Source organism: Pseudoglutamicibacter cumminsii, assembly GCF_003143995.1.
In the GTDB taxonomy this organism is placed as follows: Bacteria; Actinomycetota; Actinomycetes; order Actinomycetales; family Micrococcaceae; genus Pseudoglutamicibacter; species Pseudoglutamicibacter cumminsii_B.
This window is the reverse complement of sequence record NZ_QFWG01000004.1, coordinates 115,397-130,472: the sequence shown is the minus strand read 5'-3', so window position 1 is coordinate 130,472 and position 15,076 is coordinate 115,397. Positions and strand designations below refer to the sequence as shown.

Genomic DNA, 15,076 nt, shown 5'->3' with positions numbered 1-15,076 from the left:
CTATTCAACCAGCCACGCACCCGAACGCTGCCGCATCTCCAACGTAACCCACCGAGCCGCCATATAAATACCGAACGCAACCCAAATCCACGCCAAAACCAGCCCCGGCAAAGGAACCAGCGCCGCAACCGCAAGGAACGGCACGTACACAGCCAACTGAATGCACGATGCGATCGCAAGATAACGGTGATCCCCCGCCCCGATCAGCACGCCATCCAAAACAAACACGATGCCGGCAACAGGCTGCATGACCGCCAGAATCAGCAACGCGATGGTCGCGGCATGCGCGACCTCGCTCGACGGGGTGAAGGCCCGCGGAAGCCACACCGCGGTTGCGGCGAGCAACGCACCGACCACGGCGCCGAACCAGAAACCCCACCGCACCATCGTCGTGGTAAGAGCCTGCGCGCGATCCTTGTTTCCGGCACCGAGCTCTTTACCGATGAGGGACTGCGCCGCGATCGCAATCGCATCCAACGCAAACGCCAACGTAGAGAAAAACGTGAACGCGAGCTGATGCGCCGCCAGAGTGACCGCGCCCTGCGCTGTAGCCGCCCACACCGTGAGCAACAGCGCGATGCGCATCGCGGCCGTACGGATCATGAGCCAGCCGCCAGCTTGCGCCGAAGCCCGCAAACCAGCACGCGACGGCGCGAGGCTCACGCCGCCCTCACGGATCCGCGGAACCAGCAACACGAGGTACACGGCCGCCATGATCCACTGAGCAATCGAAGTACCCAACGCGGCACCCGCAACCGACATGCCCGCCCCGTACACGAGCGAAAAATTCAGCACGATGTTGAGGCCGAAGCCCGCGCTCGCAACGATGAGCGGCGTCTTGCCGTCCTGCAGGCCACGCAGAACACCCGTGGCCGCGAGCACCAGAAGCATCGCGGGGACACCCGGCATGGACCAGCGCACGTAGTCGATCGCGAAAGCCTGCGTAATCTCATCCGGGCCGAAAAGCCCCGTCAACCACGGCGCCGAAATATACCCCAGAATCGCGAGCACGATGCCCAGGAACAGACCAAGCCACATGCCGTCACGGCCCGCGGCGAGCGCCTTCGGCATGTCGCGGGCTCCGTATGCGCGGGCGACCGCCGGGGTGGTCGCGTACGCGAGGAAAATCATGAGCCCCACGGCCGTCTGCAGGATCGTGGTGCCTAGGCCCGCGCCCGCGAGCTCACCGACGCCGAGGTGCCCGATGATCGCGGTATCTGCCAACAGAAACAACGGCTCCGCGATCAACGCACCCAAAGCAGGCAGCGCGAGCGCAATAATCTGCCGCGGCAGACCAGGGAACTCAGCTGTTTTCTTGGCGGACACTGTTTTCTTCACGCGCACAGTCTAGTCGGCGGCGCGCAAGAGCAGCTTAGTCGGCGGCAGCAGCCGCGCCAGAGGCGGCGTCACGCGGCAGAACCGTGACGGCCGTGACCACCGCGATGGAGATCAGCACGCCCACGAACATGACCACGCCGCCCCACTGCGCGCCTTGGAACGCGAACCCGACAGCCCAACCGAACAGCGAGGAACCCGTGTAATACGCGAGGTTGTACAGGCTCGAGGCTTGGGCCCGGCCGCGCGTCGCGATCGCCGGAACCCAACTCGAGGCGACCGCGTGCGCACCAAAGAACCCACCGGTGAACACCGCGAGACCCACGATGATCCCCGGAATCCACGGAACCAACGTGATCAGAAGCCCCGCGAACATCAAGCACGCCGAACCCACCAGAACCGTGAACCTGCTTCTGCGGCTAGCGAGCCGCCCCGCCCACGCTGACGTGTACGTTCCCGCCAGATACGTCAAGAAAACTAGCGAAGCCAACGATGTGGGAACCAGGAACGGCGGAGCCTCGAGCCGGAAACCCATGTAGTTATAGACGGCGACGAACCCGCCCATCAACAAGGCACTCTGCACGAACAGCGCCAGCAAGTGCGGGTTCTTAAGCCCCCAACCGAGCTTGGTGATGAGCCGGATATCGCGGTCAGACTTCCGCACGACAGGCTCGAAACCACGCGGTTCCGGCGCCGTCACAAAGAACACGAGCCCCGCAACCGCAGCACTCAACGCGACAGAAAAACTACCGAGCCGCCAACCGAAAACCTCACCCAACGGCCCAGCCAGCATGCGTCCAAATAAGCCGCCCAGCGTCGTACCGGCAACATACGTTCCCGCCGCAACTGAGGCGACCGAACGCTCAACCTCATCAGCCAAATACGTCAACGCAACAGCCGGGATGCCGCCCAGCGCGAGCCCCTCAAGGAACCGCAAACCCAACAGAACTTCAAAAGACGGCGACCAGGGAACCACCAAACCCAACGCGACGGCCGCAACCAGGGCGACCCGCATCGTCGTGCGCCGGCCACGCCTGTCAGCCACCACCGACCACGGCAGAACCGCAACAGCCAACCCCAGCGTCGCGAACGAAACCGTCAACGCCGCACTCGACTCCGGAACGCCATGCGCCCTGGAAATCTGCGGCAAAACACCCTGGAACGAATACAGCTGCGCGAACGTCGCGACACCCGCCGCGAACAACGCAATGATCATCCGCCGGTAGCCGGCAGACCCACGGCGATGCCCACTAAAGGCGGCAGATGCACTCATGCATGCATCAGCCAACCCATCCACAGCGTGCTCGGAGGAACGTCAGGGGCACCGTTCGCCTGCAACGTGTACATGAGCAGCAACGCAACCCCGTTGTTGAACATGTGCAGAATCCACGAATACGCGATCGACTTACCGCTCAAGATGTACGCGATACCGAAAACCAGGCCCATCACCAGGTACGGGGCGCCGGTGGATACGCTCGGCATCTCGCCGGCACCCACAAAGTGCAAGAACATGAACAAAACCGACGAACCGACCATCAGAACCCACTGGTTCACCCAGCGGGACAGCTTTCCGATCATCAGGTGCCGGAAGAAAAACTCCTCAACCAGCGGGCCCAACGGCACAATCGCAAGGCCGATAAGCCACCACGGAACCGCGCTAGCGAGGCCCTCAGCCATCTGCTGATTCTGAGACTGCGTTGGCGTGTCACCCGAGATCGCAGTCCACAGCAGCTGGATCAAGATGTTCACCAGAATCGTGCCCAGCCACAAACCCGGGATGCACAAGTACTTAGCCCACGGATACCAGCGGAACGTCTTGAACGACTTCCACAGCTCGTTGCCCAGCGCGATCATCGCGAGCACCGCAACCACCGCATACGTGAACAGCAACACCACAACGTTCGCGAGCGGCTCGTTGCCGTTGAACAACGGCGCGACACCCGGAATGAACAGGATCAGCGCGCCCAGACCAATAAACAACAGGAGGACGTAGGCGATAGTGGCCACGAGGTCCCACCACGTGAAACCACCCAGCTGCGCTACAGGATGCGGGAAACGCTTCGGCTTACCCTGCGGCTGATGCGGCGGCGGCTGAAACTGGCCCTGCTGCCCGAACTGCCCCTGATGCTGAAACTGCGGATGCGCCGGGTACTGCTGCGGCTGATACTGCCCCTGTCCCGGCTGATACTGCGGCTGATGCTGCGGTTGGCCGTATGGTGGCTGGCCGTATGGTGGCTGCGAATCCTGCGGCGATGGTGGACCCTGTGGCGGCTGAGAACTCATGCCTTAACCCTAAACCCGGCCAGCCACGGGGCGGCTTAGGAAACCGTGACCTCCGCGACGACTTCCCACCCGTCCTCGACGAGCGCGTCCTTCTCGCCCGCCTTCACGACCGTAAACAGTTCGTCCGCGCCAGCGTTCCACGCCTCATCAGCGGCCGCGAACCGCAACTGCCGCACCACCGCATCGAGCTGTTGCTGGGCCTCACCCGCGTCGAAGTGCTTGCCCGGCAATGCCTTGACGGAACTGATCATGCCGGCGCTCTCATCGGCGTCCGCAACCCAACGGATGCGGGCGGCAGGCTGATCAAAGATCGCGACCTCCACGACGTCGTAGTCGCCCATCGGCGCGTGCGTCACTACAGCGTTCGATGCGGGGGCTGGCTCCGCAAGATCCTGCGGCGAAACCTTCAACAACACGTGGCTCGCATCAGCCGAAGCCTCCGCGATGTTCCCCGGCTGAGACCCGTTCAGCACCGCCCAAGCCTGCTTCCAATACTCGCTACTCACGCAACTCACCTCGCCCGTGCCTTGACCGTGTCACATTCTGAACTCGCGCCCAACACCACCTATGCTGGTGGGGCACCTTTCTAACAATAGACGCATACTCGGAGCGCCCTCTGGCGGCATCCACGCAGGCACTAAGCCGCACCGCGTCACCATGAAGGGGTGCATCGTCATCATTTGCACTGCCGGCCTCGCCTCACGCATGAGTGCGGGGCCGCTGCAGTTAACTGGGGTCAGTTGTCTTTCACTAGACTGTCTCGAGTGGAAACTACGGCCTTTCTCGCATCGCTCCTCCCGCTGCTCGTGACGTGGGCGGCCGGTTTGATGTCGCCTGGGCCGGATCTGTTCGTGGTTTTGTACCGCTCGCTCGCGGGTTCCCGCCGCGAAGGCGTTGCCGCGGCGCTCGGAGTCACCACATCTGTCGCGTTCTATCTCGCGTTAGCGTTCGCGGGGCTCGGTTTCCTGATGCGCTCCGTCCCGTGGCTCGGTTCCGCGCTGCAAATCGTGGGTGGGGGCGTGCTCATCTGGATGGGGTGGGGCGCGTTGCGCGGCTGGTATTCGACGCGCCACAACCCCGAGATCATCAACTCCGGCGGAGACTGGGCAGAACAATCTGACACCAACCCGGCCGCGCTCGGTTTCTGGGGTTCCTGGTGGCGCGGCCTTGCAACGAACCTCGCCAACCCTAAGTTCCTGATCTATATCACCGCGATGTTCTCCCCGTTCATCGCGGTCGACCGCCCGCTGTGGCAGATCGGCGCCCTCATGGTGCTGCTGGTCGCGGTCACGTTCAGTTGGTTCGCGCTCATCGCGCTCATCGCAGGCGCCCCGGCACTGCGCACACGGATGCAACGATGGCTGCAACACCTCGACCTGTTCGCGGGCCTGGTCTTTTGCGCGCTGGGGCTCTGGTTCATGGTCCACGGGATCATCGAGGTCGCTTCCTGACCGTTCCCGGTGGTTCAGAGTTCTGGGCGGCTCAAATTTCTTAGCGGTTCAAGCACCCCGCAACCGGCCGTTAACCCACAGTTAGCGCCGCTACAGCATCCTGGGTCGCATGACTATGCCTCATCGCTCACACGAATCCGCTGACAAGCGCACGTTCGCGCGGAAGCTGACCGTCGCATCGTTCGCAACAGCGCTCGCCGCAACCCTCGGTGGCGCCGCATTCTTGCCAACGCAAGCAACCGCCGCACCAGACACCGAACTTCCGGTGGTCATCAACGAAGTCGAATCCAACGGTGACGACACCGACTGGGTCGAGTTCGGCAACCCAACCGGCGACGCCGTAGACCTCACCGGCTACATCTTCACCGACAACGAGCCCACCAAGGACGGCCACACCTACGTCCTGCCGGAAGGCTCCGTGGTCCCAAGCAACGGCTACTTTGTGCTCGACCAGGCGCAAGGCCCTACCCCGGGCTTCGATTTCGGCCTCGGCAAGAACGACTCCGTCAACCTCTACGCACCACCAGCTGAAGGCGAAACCGTAAAAGACGCAATCGCCAAAGACCCAGTCCTCAGCTACGAATGGACAGGCCACGCAGACGTCACCTACGGCCGCTGCCCAGACTTCACCGGCGACCTGATCGACACCTTCGCCTCCACCAAGGGCGGCCCAAACCAGTGTGAAGAGCTCCCAGAAGAGCCGGGCGACCCAGGCGATCCGAACGATCCGCTCAACCCAGTTCCGTGGCCAGGCGGGCAGACCGTCAAGCCACTGCACGATGCCGACGATGCCCGCGGCGACTGGTCCGGCCTCTACTGGCAGGCCGCAGGCACATTCGGTAGCGGCAAGCCATACCTGTGGGTTGCTGAAAACGGCAACGGTACCCTGTTGCGACTCGACGGCACCGAAGAGAACCGCGGCGCTGAACTGCAGAAGTTCACCCTTAAGTACGCTGACGGCACCGGAACCCCGGACGCCGAGTCCGTGACCCGCGCTGCCGGTGCACCAAGCAAGATCTTCGTTGGCACCGAACGCGACAACGACAACAAGAAGGACTCCCGCCCGGCAGTCCTCGCGTTCGACGCCCCAGACACCGCCGCTGAGAACGGCGAACTCAAGGCCACACACGAGTGGAACCTCGCAAAAGACTTCCCAGGCCTTGGCGCTAACTCCGGCATCGAGGGCCTCAGCTGGATCCCAGACGCATGGCTCGTCGAGAACAAGATCCAGGACGAAGCCACCGGCAAGGCATACGACCCAGCCGCCTACCCTGCACACCACGGCGGCGTGTTCGCAGTCGGCATTGAAGGCACCGGCCACGTCTACCTCTACGTCCTCAACGAAGACGGCAGCTTCCAGCGCATCGCCGACATCGAAACTGGCCTCGACGTTGTCGCCGAAGTCCAGTTCGATGCTGAACGCGACCAGCTGTGGGCCATCTGCGACGACGCGTGCGAAGGCCGCATCGCGGTCCTCACCCCTGAGTACGGCGAAGGCGAAGATGCCGGCGCTGAGACGGCCACGATGAAGTCCGCTTCCGCTGAATCCGCCGGCAAGCTGACTGTCGCGCAGGTTATGAACCGCCCAAGCGAAACCCAGAACTACGCGAACGAAGGCGTTGCGATCGCTGACATCAGCCAGTGCAAGGACGGTGCGGTTCCGGTGTTCTACGCTGACGACAACAACACCGACGACATCTCACTGCGCGAAGGCACCCTCAAGACGATCTGCCCAACGCCGCCTCCAGGCGATGAACCGACCCCAGTGCCAACCGAGAACCCAGCACCGACTGAGGATCCAACCCCGGCACCTACCGAGGACCCAGCTCCGGGCGAGGAACCGTCTGCTGATCCAACCGATGCAGCTCCATCGGGTGAGGCACCAACTACTCCGGCACCGGGCGTGGATGCCGGCTCGAGCACGGGTGGCGGCAACCTCGCGAACACGGGTGCGGACGTCGCCTCGTGGATCACGCTCGCTGCCGCGGCGATGGTCCTCGGCGGTGCAGCCACCCTCGCCGTACGCCGCAACGGCGGAGCCCGCGAGGAGAACTAACATCGCGAGCAACTAACACCGCAAGCTAACGCTTTCGGGAAAACAAGAAGGCCCCGGGGATCAGTTCAACAAACTGAACTGATCCCCGGGGCCCTTCTCTACACTCCCGGCGAACCCTCCTACACTGAAGGCATGGAGCAAAACGTGAAAACCGTGACGATGTACGGCGCCGACTGGTGCAAAGACTGCCGCCGCGCAGAGGCGTTCATGAACGAACACGGCATCGAGTTCAACTACATCGACCTCGTCGCACAGCCAGACATGGCGGACGTCGCCGAAGAGATCTCCGGGCGGAAGAACATCCCGGTGGTCGTGTTCCCTGACGACTCGCACCTCGTGGAGCCAAGCAATGACGAGCTCGCCGCGAGCCTCCGCGCCAACGGGCTACTCGCCGACTAGATCTGGCCGGCTCAGCTCGGCGAGCGCCTCCCAGCCGAACGTCGCGAGCCAATGCGAGGCCATGAACTCGTCTGTGGTCGCCGCGGCCAAGCCGTTGCGCATCAGCTGAGGTGCCGCATCACGCAACGCCGCCGCGAGCTCTGGTTCCGCATCGAGCGCGTCCAACGCCCACGCTACACGCAGGCCCGAGGCCGCGAGCGTGAGACCCAGCCCGTCCAGGTGGGACTGGTGGCCGTCGCTCGCATCGATAGGGGCGACCGCCTGCAAAACCCGCGGCAACTGGGCAGTGTCGGCCGTGCGTGAGCGGGCGTCCTCCGCGAGCTCAGCCATGAACCCCGGAAGCCAGCCGGCAAGCTCACCCTCCGCATCGGCCGCCAGAACCTCACACATGAGGTCCGCTTCGCACATGCCGGCGGAGAGGAAGTCGTGGCCGGAACGCTCGTACGCGAACGGCCACCGCGCATCGTCCGCGTAGAAGCGCCGCGCATGCTCAGTGATCAGCTCCGCGACGTCCGCGTAACCCCGCCGCCGGGCAACCAACATCAACCGCCGCATACCGAACGCCGTATTCGAGTGAACACCGTGACGGACCGGCTCCGGCATCGCAGGCAGCCACGCCCGCACCGCATCCATAACCGCATCCAGCAGCGGCCGGGCACCCTCGGCGAGCGCGGCCAGCTCCGGAACGCGGGACTCATACAGCGCATCGACCAGCTGCGCGGCCCACGCCCACCCATACGGGCGCTCCCACGACGGGTTCACGGCCACGTACTCGGCCTCAACCCGCATGTTCTCCGCGGTCAGGTGCTTCTGCAGCAAGCCCACGATGCAGGCCGCGGCGTCAGCGCTCACATGCTCAACCAGCTGCGTGCCCAGCCAATGCATGTGCACGCTGGAATGCCAGTCGAACGAGTTAGCGAACGCCGGATGCATCTGCCGCGGCTGCAGCAGGTCCGTTTCGTCCCGCTGCACGTGGTGCGCGGCGTACGGGAACTCGGTTGTGAGGTTGTCGATCACAACCTTCGCGAACGGTTCAGCGTAGTTCTGGAGCGTCAATTCAGGCATACAGCAATTCTTGCACTCATGCCTCCGCTGCACTCATGCCTCCGCAGCGGGAGGCGACGGCGGCCGGCCGCAACGACCGGCCGCCGCTATCCGCCTACTTCGCGAGCAGGCCGCGGTACGAACGATGCACAATCACAGCAACCACGGTCGCGATGACAGCCTTAGCCGTGTCGCCCGGCATGAACACGACGTTGCCCTTGATGGCGGTGCCAAAGTTGAGGCCAGTCGTGACGGTGAGCCACGTCGAACCCGCGAGGTACACAACCAGGACACCACCCACAACGCACGCAACGAACACGCTCACCGCGTTGATCCAGCCCGCACGAGCACGGTTATACAGCGCAACCGTCATCAAACCGATCACGAACGCACCGAGGATCCAACCGAAAATGTAGCCGCCCGTCGGACCCATCAACGCACCCAGGCCGCCGCGACCACCCGACAGCAGCGGCAAACCAGCCGCGACCAGCGCGATCAGCAAAACCTGCGAAAGCGCGCCACGCCACGGACCAAGCAGAGCACCCGCGAGCATGACGCCCAACGTCTGCAGCGTGATCGGCACCGGTAAAACACCCACCGTGATCGGCGGCATCAGACCCAAAACAGCGGTCAGCGCGGCGAACATCGCCACCAAAACCACATCCAGCGTCGGGTTTGAACGGCGAGCGTTACGTACCTGCTCACCTGCCACAGTCGTCGTCATCGTTTACGATTTCCTCTCTCTTGAGTGTTGAACGAGCGGGCATCAAGTGCTTGAGCCACCTGTTCAGACGTTTTCAACGTGCGAAAAATCAACGGAACAATCAACGCGACCGCGTTCCGCTCCAAGCCGCGAGCGATCTGCGCCTCACGGACCTCCCGGTACATCCCCATCAGGTGCGGAACAAAGCGGACGGTCAACGCCATCGCCATCGAAATGTTCTCCGTGTTGACCCCAACCCACCGCAGAGGGGCCACAATCTTCTCGAAAACCCGCAACATCTGCGGGAACGTGGTCGATGCGGTCACCGCGAACGCAAGCAAAACCAGCGTCAACAGGCGCATACCAAAGTGGATGCCGCGCGCGAGGTCCTGTTGCCACGCCATGATCGCCACAACAAGCCCCACGATCATCACCGAAAACAGCAGCGACTTCACAAGCCGCATGAACGGAACCCGCGGAAGCAAAGCAATCAGAAACGCTGCAACCAGCAGGCCGAGCTGCACGCCCATCCACGGGATCAAATACGTCACGATGCTCAAAACGAACAGCGCCGCGAACTTAAACCCCGCCGGAAGCCGCTCCAGAACCCCAGGATTCTGCGGGGCCGCACCCGCCTGAATCAACGAATACGAACTACTCACAGCTCACACATCCTGCGGTACGCCGCGATGCTGTCCTCCGGGGCCCCATCCTCAACAATCCGGCCCTCGTGCACCACCAAAACCCGTTGCGCATCGGCCGCAAGCTCCAAATCATGCGTCACCACAATGCTGCGCTGAGCAAGCCCGGCAATCACCGACCGCATCCGGTGCCGGTTCAGCAAGTCCAGCATCGTGGTCGGTTCGTCCAAAATGATCGTTTCGGGGCGCATCGTGAGCACGGAAGCCAGCGCGATCATCTGCTGCTCACCGCCGGACAGCGCGTGCGTTTCACGGTCGTAGAAGTTCCCCATGCCCAGTTGCGCAAGCGTTGCCCGCGCCCGCTCAACACGCTCAGCTTTAGGGATCCCGATGTTCTTGAGGCCAAACAGCATGTCCTCACCCACCGTGGGCATGATGATCTGGTTCGCGGGATTCTGGAACACGAACCCAACGCGGCGGCGCACCTGCTTGGTTTCCTTCATCGTGCATACGCCACCCACCGTGACGCGGCCGTACGTGGGCATCACGAGGCCGTTGATGAGCCTCACGAGCGTGGACTTGCCGGAACCGTTGAGCCCGATGATCGCGATGCGCTGCTCACTCAGCGTGAGCGAGATGTCGTCAAGAACCCGCCGGTCATCGTATTCAACGGACACACGGTCCATGACGATGCGGTTCTCAGCTAGGTCGCTCACCTCTGGGGTGTGCGCTGGCGGGTTGTTCACGGAGGACGGCTCACTCAGGTTGGCAGTAGTACCCACCTATAGTGCACCAGATTGTTCAACAATGTCTAAACGGGGTTCACCTGGGTTTCTTCAGCGCGGGGCTTTCGGTGCGGGGGTTTAGCCCCGGCCTTTCTCAGCTCTAGCCCGTCTCAGCACAGGGTCCCGGTCCACTTCCTCAAGTGACTTGCCCGCCATGTCTCGCATGAGCCACATGAGCGGAATCCCGAACAGAACCACAATCGCGGTCGCATAGTAGGCCGGGGCGAACTGGTTGCCGGTCACGTCGATGAGCGCTGCAGCAACCAGCGGCGAGAACCCGCCGAACAGCACGGTCGCGATGTTGTAGCCGATTGCCATCCCAGCGAAACGCCCCAGCGCACTGAACTGCTCAGGGATCGCCGCCGCACCGATCGCGGACCACCCCGCCGCCGGAACCGCGAGCAGAGCAACACCCGTTACTGCACCTGCATTGCCGGTGCCCGCGAGCAACAGGTACGCCGGCAGAGTCGTCACCAGCAGCACGAGCCCGAGCGTGAGCGTCATGGCGCGGCGCCCAAACTTGTCCGAAAGCAAACCGATGAATGGGGTCGCAATGATCGCTGCGACCGCCGCAATAGCCCCCAGGTTCAGGGCCAGCTGATTCGAAACCTCGGCGGTGGATTCGAGATATGTCGGGACGTTCGTGATGTTAAGGAAGTACGTAACCGAACCGATCGAAGAGAACAGGAACGCAAACAGAACAGCCTTGGGTTGATGCTTCAGAACATCGATCAGCGGCGAACCCTTCCGCCGCTGAGCTACCCCTGCTTGCTTGAGTTTCTCGAACGTCTCCGTCTCTTCCATGAAGCGCCGAAGCGGAATCATCGCGGCCGCTAGGAGCCCGCCCACAACGAACAGGACGCGCCAACCCCAGCTGTCCATCTGGTCTGCCGTGAGCCAGTGCGCCAACAGCGCGGCACCACCCACCGCGAGAAGCGACCCAAGCTCGGAGTTCGCTGCGGCCCAGCTCGCGGCAACACCACGCCGGTTCCGTTTCGCGGACTCCATGAGGTACACCATGATCCCGGTGTATTCAGCACCCACTGAGAACCCTGCGAGGCACCGCAGGGTCACGAGCAGGATCCCAGCCCACACGCCGAGAACGTCGTAGCCGGGTAGGACGGCGATGCCGAACATCGCTACCGCCATCAGCACAGCGGAGATCACGAGGGCTTGTTTGCGCCCGATGCGCTCGCCCAGGTGCCCGAAAACCATGGCTCCCAACGGGCGGAAGAGGAACCCTGCAGCGCCAACGCCGAGCGTCAGTAGAAGAGAGTTCGAATCACCGTGGAAGAACGTGCGCGTCAGTTGCGTGGAAACGTAGAAGAAAATCGAGAAGTCATACCACTCGATAACCGTCCCAAACGCGACGACCGCGAGCGAACGCCTGCGCCGTTTCGGCGTGCGCTGTTTCGATGCACGCTGTTGTGCAGGCTTGTCCGCATCGACTTTATGCCGGACGTGAACGGGTTGCTGTTTCATATCGTTATGGGAGTGCGTCGTACACCTTCTTGCCGTCAGCGGCGATCGTCTCCAGGTCGCCCACCATGACCATGAGGTGGGTTCCCTTAGAGACGTACAGGTTGTTCGCCTGCGCATCTTCGCCTTCTACTTCAAGGCGTACCCGGACGCCGCCCTTGAAGCCGAGGGTGTCTTTCACCTGGCTCGTCTTGACCTTGACGTCCCCGAGTTCAAGCTTGGCGCACGCAGGATTGCTCAGTTCCTTCTTGAGCTGCTCAATAGATTCGGCCGGCTTGGATGCGGTTTCTGGCGCGGTGTACGCCTGAACCGCAACCGTGCTTGAACGTTCAGGAAGTTTCAGCGCGATAACCGCCTGGCTGTCCTTCGTCACCGTGGCCTGCAAGCCCTTGAGCAGGATGTCGCATTGACCCAGCTGCGGGCTATCGCCATGCTCCGCCTGCTCATAGAACTCTTTGGCGTCCTGAGTCTCATAGCCGTCGCCGAGCTTCCCCTTCACAAACTGCATGAAGTGCGGATCAGCCGGGTAGCCGGAACGCTCCGAGCCTTTATCCGGTAGCGGGTTACTCGGGGTGTTGCTCGCGTCTTGCGACGCGCTTTCACTCGACTCACTCGGCGCTGACTCGCTCTGTGCAGGCTCCGGCGTCGCTGGTTGCGACTGGCTTGCGTCCGCAGACGCCTCGACGCCGTCGTTGCCCTTATTGGAGCAGCCCACGAGCGCTGCCGCTAGAACCGCCGGCAAAGCGAACACGGCAACTGAGCGATACGCAACCGAGCGGTTGGATACACGCTGTGACATGTGGCTTTCCTTTCCGTGCCCCAGCACCTACCCCGATCCTGAACCGGCGCCGATCCGGACCGACGCCGATCCGGAACCGGCCCCGCGGATTACGACGTTGGCAGGGCGTCGTAAACCTTCTTAGCGTCCGGGGTTACCCCGTTGAGGTCGCCGATCATGAGCACCAGGAACTGGCCCTTGGTCGTGAACAGGTTCTCGACCTTGGTGCCGTTAACGTCCATCGAGATGCCCACATAGTTATCAAAGCCGTGCGAGTCCGTGATCGGCTTCGCACTGATGTTGGTCCCATTGACTGGGACCGTATGGCATTCAGGGTTAGCCATTTCTTGCTTGACCTGTTCGAGGGCGGCATTCGCCTTGTCGGCCGATGGGTACATCAGCACAGTCACAGCCTTTTGCTTTGGCGATGACTGCGTAGCGGAAACCACTTGAGCGCCATCCTTGGCGAGGTCCGCCGCACCATAGATCACGGCTGGGCACTTGTTAACGAGGTCACCCGCACCCACATCGCGCTTCTGCAAGTGTGGCCCAAGGTCCACAACCTGGTAGTCAGAGCTGACGTTGTTCTTCATGAACTCCAGGAATTTCGGGTCTGCCTTCGCCGCACCGGTAGTCTGCGGGCTCGGCGACTGCGGGCTCGGAGACTGCGGGCTCGGAGACTGGGGGCTCGGAGACTGCGGGCTCGGCGACTCCTGACTCTGCGAAGGCTCCGGGCTCGGCTCCCCGCCGCCGTTCTTATCGCCGCAACCGACAAGCGACACTGCGAGCAGTGGAGCCACGGCCATCGTTGCGAGTGTGCGTCGTGCGGTCTTCGTCTTGCTAAACATGTGCCAGTCCCTACATGTAGATGAGGTTCTAATGAGACACTAGCTTTGCGTAATTTTGCTCTGATTTCCAGGGTATCCAGCATTTTTCCTAGGCTGATTCATAGATTCACTCGATAACTAGGAGGTGTTTGTGCAACCAAAATTCCTTGTTGGTCTCGTCTTCGCTTTGGCGTCATCTTTCGCGTTCGCCCTTCCCGGCCCGGTAGGCAAAGCGCTGTATGGTTCTGGCTGGTCACCTGGCTCCGTGACGTTGGTGAGACTCACTGGTTGCGCACTCGTCCTCCTGATTCCCACGCTGATTCAGTTGCGCGGCAAATGGGGCGAGGTCCGTGCGCACTGGCGGCTTATTGTCGCGTTCGGTCTGTTCTCGATGACGGGCGTTCAGGCGACCTATTTCGTTGCTGTTGAACGCCTCAACGTGACGGTCGCGATCCTGCTTGAGATGACCGCGCCCATGATGATCGTGTTTTGGCTGTGGGCTCGCACTAAGGCCCGCCCTTCGGGGTTGACGTTCTTTGGGCTTGCGATCTCGATGATCGGTTTGGTTGCAGTGCTCGATGTGGGTGCTGTGGTCCGTGAAGGTTCCGATGCGCTGGATGCGCTAGGCGTGATCATGGGCTTGGCCTCGGCGGTGTGCCTGGCAGTGTACTTCTTGATTTCGGCGAACGATTCGGTCAAGATCCCGTCGACTGCGCTCACTGGGTTGGGTTTCGCGGTTGGCGCTATCGGCACCGTCCCGTTTGTGGTGCTCGGTTTGCTTCCGTGGAAAGCGACCACCGATGCTGCCGCGCTAGGCCAATGGAACGCCCCGTGGTTCCTCGCCCACGCCATCATCATTGTTTTCACGGTCGCCGCGTACGTTCTTGGCGTGGTGGGCTTGCGGCTCATGGGCGCGGGCGTCGGCTCGTTCGTGAACCTGACCGAGGTTCTGTTCGCCGCGTTGGTCGCGTGGTGGCTCTTGGGTGAGACGCTCGCCGTGGTCCAATTCGTGGGTGGCGCCGCGATCCTCGCCGGCGTGGTGTTCATCAAACTCGGCGAGCGCCCACGCGGTCCTTCGGCTCTTGCGAAGAAGATGCCGGGCATCGAGCCTCGCCGCCGCGTCAAGTGGCGGCCGAAGCTCAAGAAGCCTCGCAAGAAAACCACGAAAGCCCAGACGACAAAGACGCAGACGACGGGCGCAGATCCACGCAAGACCACTCAGGCGGGTCGCGACGTGAAGACCAAGCGGCCGCCGCGTCGCGAGGTCACGCCGCGCTAACCGCGCCGCTACCCTC

General features: G+C 62.6%; 15 protein-coding genes. 4 read left to right on the top strand and 11 right to left on the bottom strand.

Annotated elements, in window-relative coordinates; translation table 11 throughout:
* The 4 genes from CAY35_RS04710 to CAY35_RS04695 are packed head-to-tail and all read right to left on the bottom strand — an operon-like array spanning window position 1 to window position 4,124.
* Entirely contained in the window at window positions 1-1,338 is a 1,338-nt protein-coding gene (locus CAY35_RS04710) for an MATE family efflux transporter (RefSeq protein ID WP_258265627.1), read from the bottom strand.
* Between the two features lie 34 nt (window positions 1,339-1,372).
* Entirely contained in the window at window positions 1,373-2,608 is a 1,236-nt protein-coding gene (locus tag CAY35_RS04705; RefSeq protein ID WP_258265626.1) for an MFS transporter, read from the bottom strand.
* Window positions 2,605-3,618 (bottom strand): CPBP family intramembrane glutamic endopeptidase, encoded by a 1,014-nt coding sequence (locus CAY35_RS04700; protein WP_109303529.1) that lies wholly within the window; start codon window positions 3,616-3,618, stop codon window positions 2,605-2,607. The genes CAY35_RS04705 and CAY35_RS04700 overlap by 4 nt, the downstream gene beginning before the upstream one ends.
* Window positions 3,619-3,653: 35 nt before the next feature.
* A complete protein-coding gene (locus CAY35_RS04695; protein ID WP_146191918.1) occupies window positions 3,654-4,124 on the bottom strand; it encodes a hypothetical protein in 471 nt (156 codons plus the stop codon).
* A 258-nt stretch (window positions 4,125-4,382) separates the two neighbouring features.
* On the opposite strand from CAY35_RS04695, the gene CAY35_RS04690 reads away from it, so the two are divergent.
* The 3 genes from CAY35_RS04690 (at window position 4,383) to CAY35_RS04680 (ending at window position 7,524) form a co-directional block, all read left to right on the top strand.
* Entirely contained in the window at window positions 4,383-5,069 is a 687-nt protein-coding gene (locus CAY35_RS04690; RefSeq protein WP_109303527.1) for a LysE family translocator, read from the top strand.
* Window positions 5,070-5,178: 109 nt separating this feature from the next.
* Entirely contained in the window at window positions 5,179-7,125 is a 1,947-nt protein-coding gene (locus CAY35_RS04685; protein ID WP_109303526.1) for a lamin tail domain-containing protein, read from the top strand.
* Window positions 7,126-7,257: 132 nt separating this feature from the next.
* A complete protein-coding gene (locus CAY35_RS04680; RefSeq protein ID WP_101630517.1) occupies window positions 7,258-7,524 on the top strand; it encodes a glutaredoxin family protein in 267 nt (88 codons plus the stop codon).
* On the opposite strand, the gene CAY35_RS04675 is transcribed toward CAY35_RS04680, so the two are convergent.
* The 7 genes from CAY35_RS04675 to CAY35_RS04645 form a co-directional block, all read right to left on the bottom strand.
* Window positions 7,510-8,589, bottom strand: a complete 1,080-nt coding sequence (locus tag CAY35_RS04675) for a DUF2891 family protein (RefSeq protein WP_109303525.1) — start codon at window positions 8,587-8,589, stop codon at window positions 7,510-7,512. The two genes, CAY35_RS04680 and CAY35_RS04675, sit on opposite strands and share 15 nt — an antisense overlap.
* A 94-nt stretch (window positions 8,590-8,683) precedes the next feature.
* Window positions 8,684-9,292: a biotin transporter BioY gene (locus tag CAY35_RS04670; RefSeq protein ID WP_109303524.1), complete on the bottom strand. Its 609-nt coding sequence runs from the start codon at window positions 9,290-9,292 to the stop codon at window positions 8,684-8,686.
* On the bottom strand, window positions 9,289-9,933 hold the full coding sequence (locus tag CAY35_RS04665) for an energy-coupling factor transporter transmembrane component T family protein (RefSeq protein WP_109303523.1): 645 nt from the start codon (window positions 9,931-9,933) through the stop codon (window positions 9,289-9,291). Before CAY35_RS04665 ends, CAY35_RS04670 begins: the two co-directional genes overlap by 4 nt.
* Window positions 9,930-10,694: an energy-coupling factor ABC transporter ATP-binding protein gene (locus CAY35_RS04660; protein ID WP_258265624.1), complete on the bottom strand. Its 765-nt coding sequence runs from the start codon at window positions 10,692-10,694 to the stop codon at window positions 9,930-9,932. The genes CAY35_RS04665 and CAY35_RS04660 overlap by 4 nt, the downstream gene beginning before the upstream one ends.
* Before the next feature lie 81 nt (window positions 10,695-10,775).
* On the bottom strand, window positions 10,776-12,179 hold the full coding sequence (locus CAY35_RS04655) for an MFS transporter (RefSeq protein ID WP_109303522.1): 1,404 nt from the start codon (window positions 12,177-12,179) through the stop codon (window positions 10,776-10,778).
* 4 nt (window positions 12,180-12,183) lie between these two features.
* Entirely contained in the window at window positions 12,184-12,975 is a 792-nt protein-coding gene (locus tag CAY35_RS04650) for a hypothetical protein (protein ID WP_109303521.1), read from the bottom strand.
* 89 nt (window positions 12,976-13,064) lie between these two features.
* Window positions 13,065-13,802 (bottom strand): hypothetical protein, encoded by a 738-nt coding sequence (locus CAY35_RS04645; RefSeq protein WP_146191917.1) that lies wholly within the window; start codon window positions 13,800-13,802, stop codon window positions 13,065-13,067.
* 130 nt (window positions 13,803-13,932) lie between these two features.
* On the opposite strand from CAY35_RS04645, the gene CAY35_RS04640 reads away from it, so the two are divergent.
* Entirely contained in the window at window positions 13,933-15,060 is a 1,128-nt protein-coding gene (locus tag CAY35_RS04640; protein WP_109303519.1) for an EamA family transporter, read from the top strand.
* Window positions 15,061-15,076: the final 16 nt, after the last annotated feature.

Coding starts and splice junctions, on each gene's coding strand:
- CAY35_RS04705 (WP_258265626.1), bottom strand. CDS start 2,608: ATGAGTGCATCTGCCGCCTTTAGTGGGCATCGCCGTGGGTCTGCCGGC.
- CAY35_RS04700 (WP_109303529.1), bottom strand. CDS start 3,618: ATGAGTTCTCAGCCGCCACAGGGTCCACCATCGCCGCAGGATTCGCAG.
- CAY35_RS04685 (WP_109303526.1), top strand. CDS start 5,179: ATGACTATGCCTCATCGCTCACACGAATCCGCTGACAAGCGCACGTTC.
- CAY35_RS04680 (WP_101630517.1), top strand. CDS start 7,258: ATGGAGCAAAACGTGAAAACCGTGACGATGTACGGCGCCGACTGGTGC.
- CAY35_RS04675 (WP_109303525.1), bottom strand. CDS start 8,589: ATGCCTGAATTGACGCTCCAGAACTACGCTGAACCGTTCGCGAAGGTT.
- CAY35_RS04670 (WP_109303524.1), bottom strand. CDS start 9,292: ATGACGACGACTGTGGCAGGTGAGCAGGTACGTAACGCTCGCCGTTCA.
- CAY35_RS04655 (WP_109303522.1), bottom strand. CDS start 12,179: ATGAAACAGCAACCCGTTCACGTCCGGCATAAAGTCGATGCGGACAAG.
- CAY35_RS04650 (WP_109303521.1), bottom strand. CDS start 12,975: ATGTCACAGCGTGTATCCAACCGCTCGGTTGCGTATCGCTCAGTTGCC.
- CAY35_RS04645 (WP_146191917.1), bottom strand. CDS start 13,802: ATGTTTAGCAAGACGAAGACCGCACGACGCACACTCGCAACGATGGCC.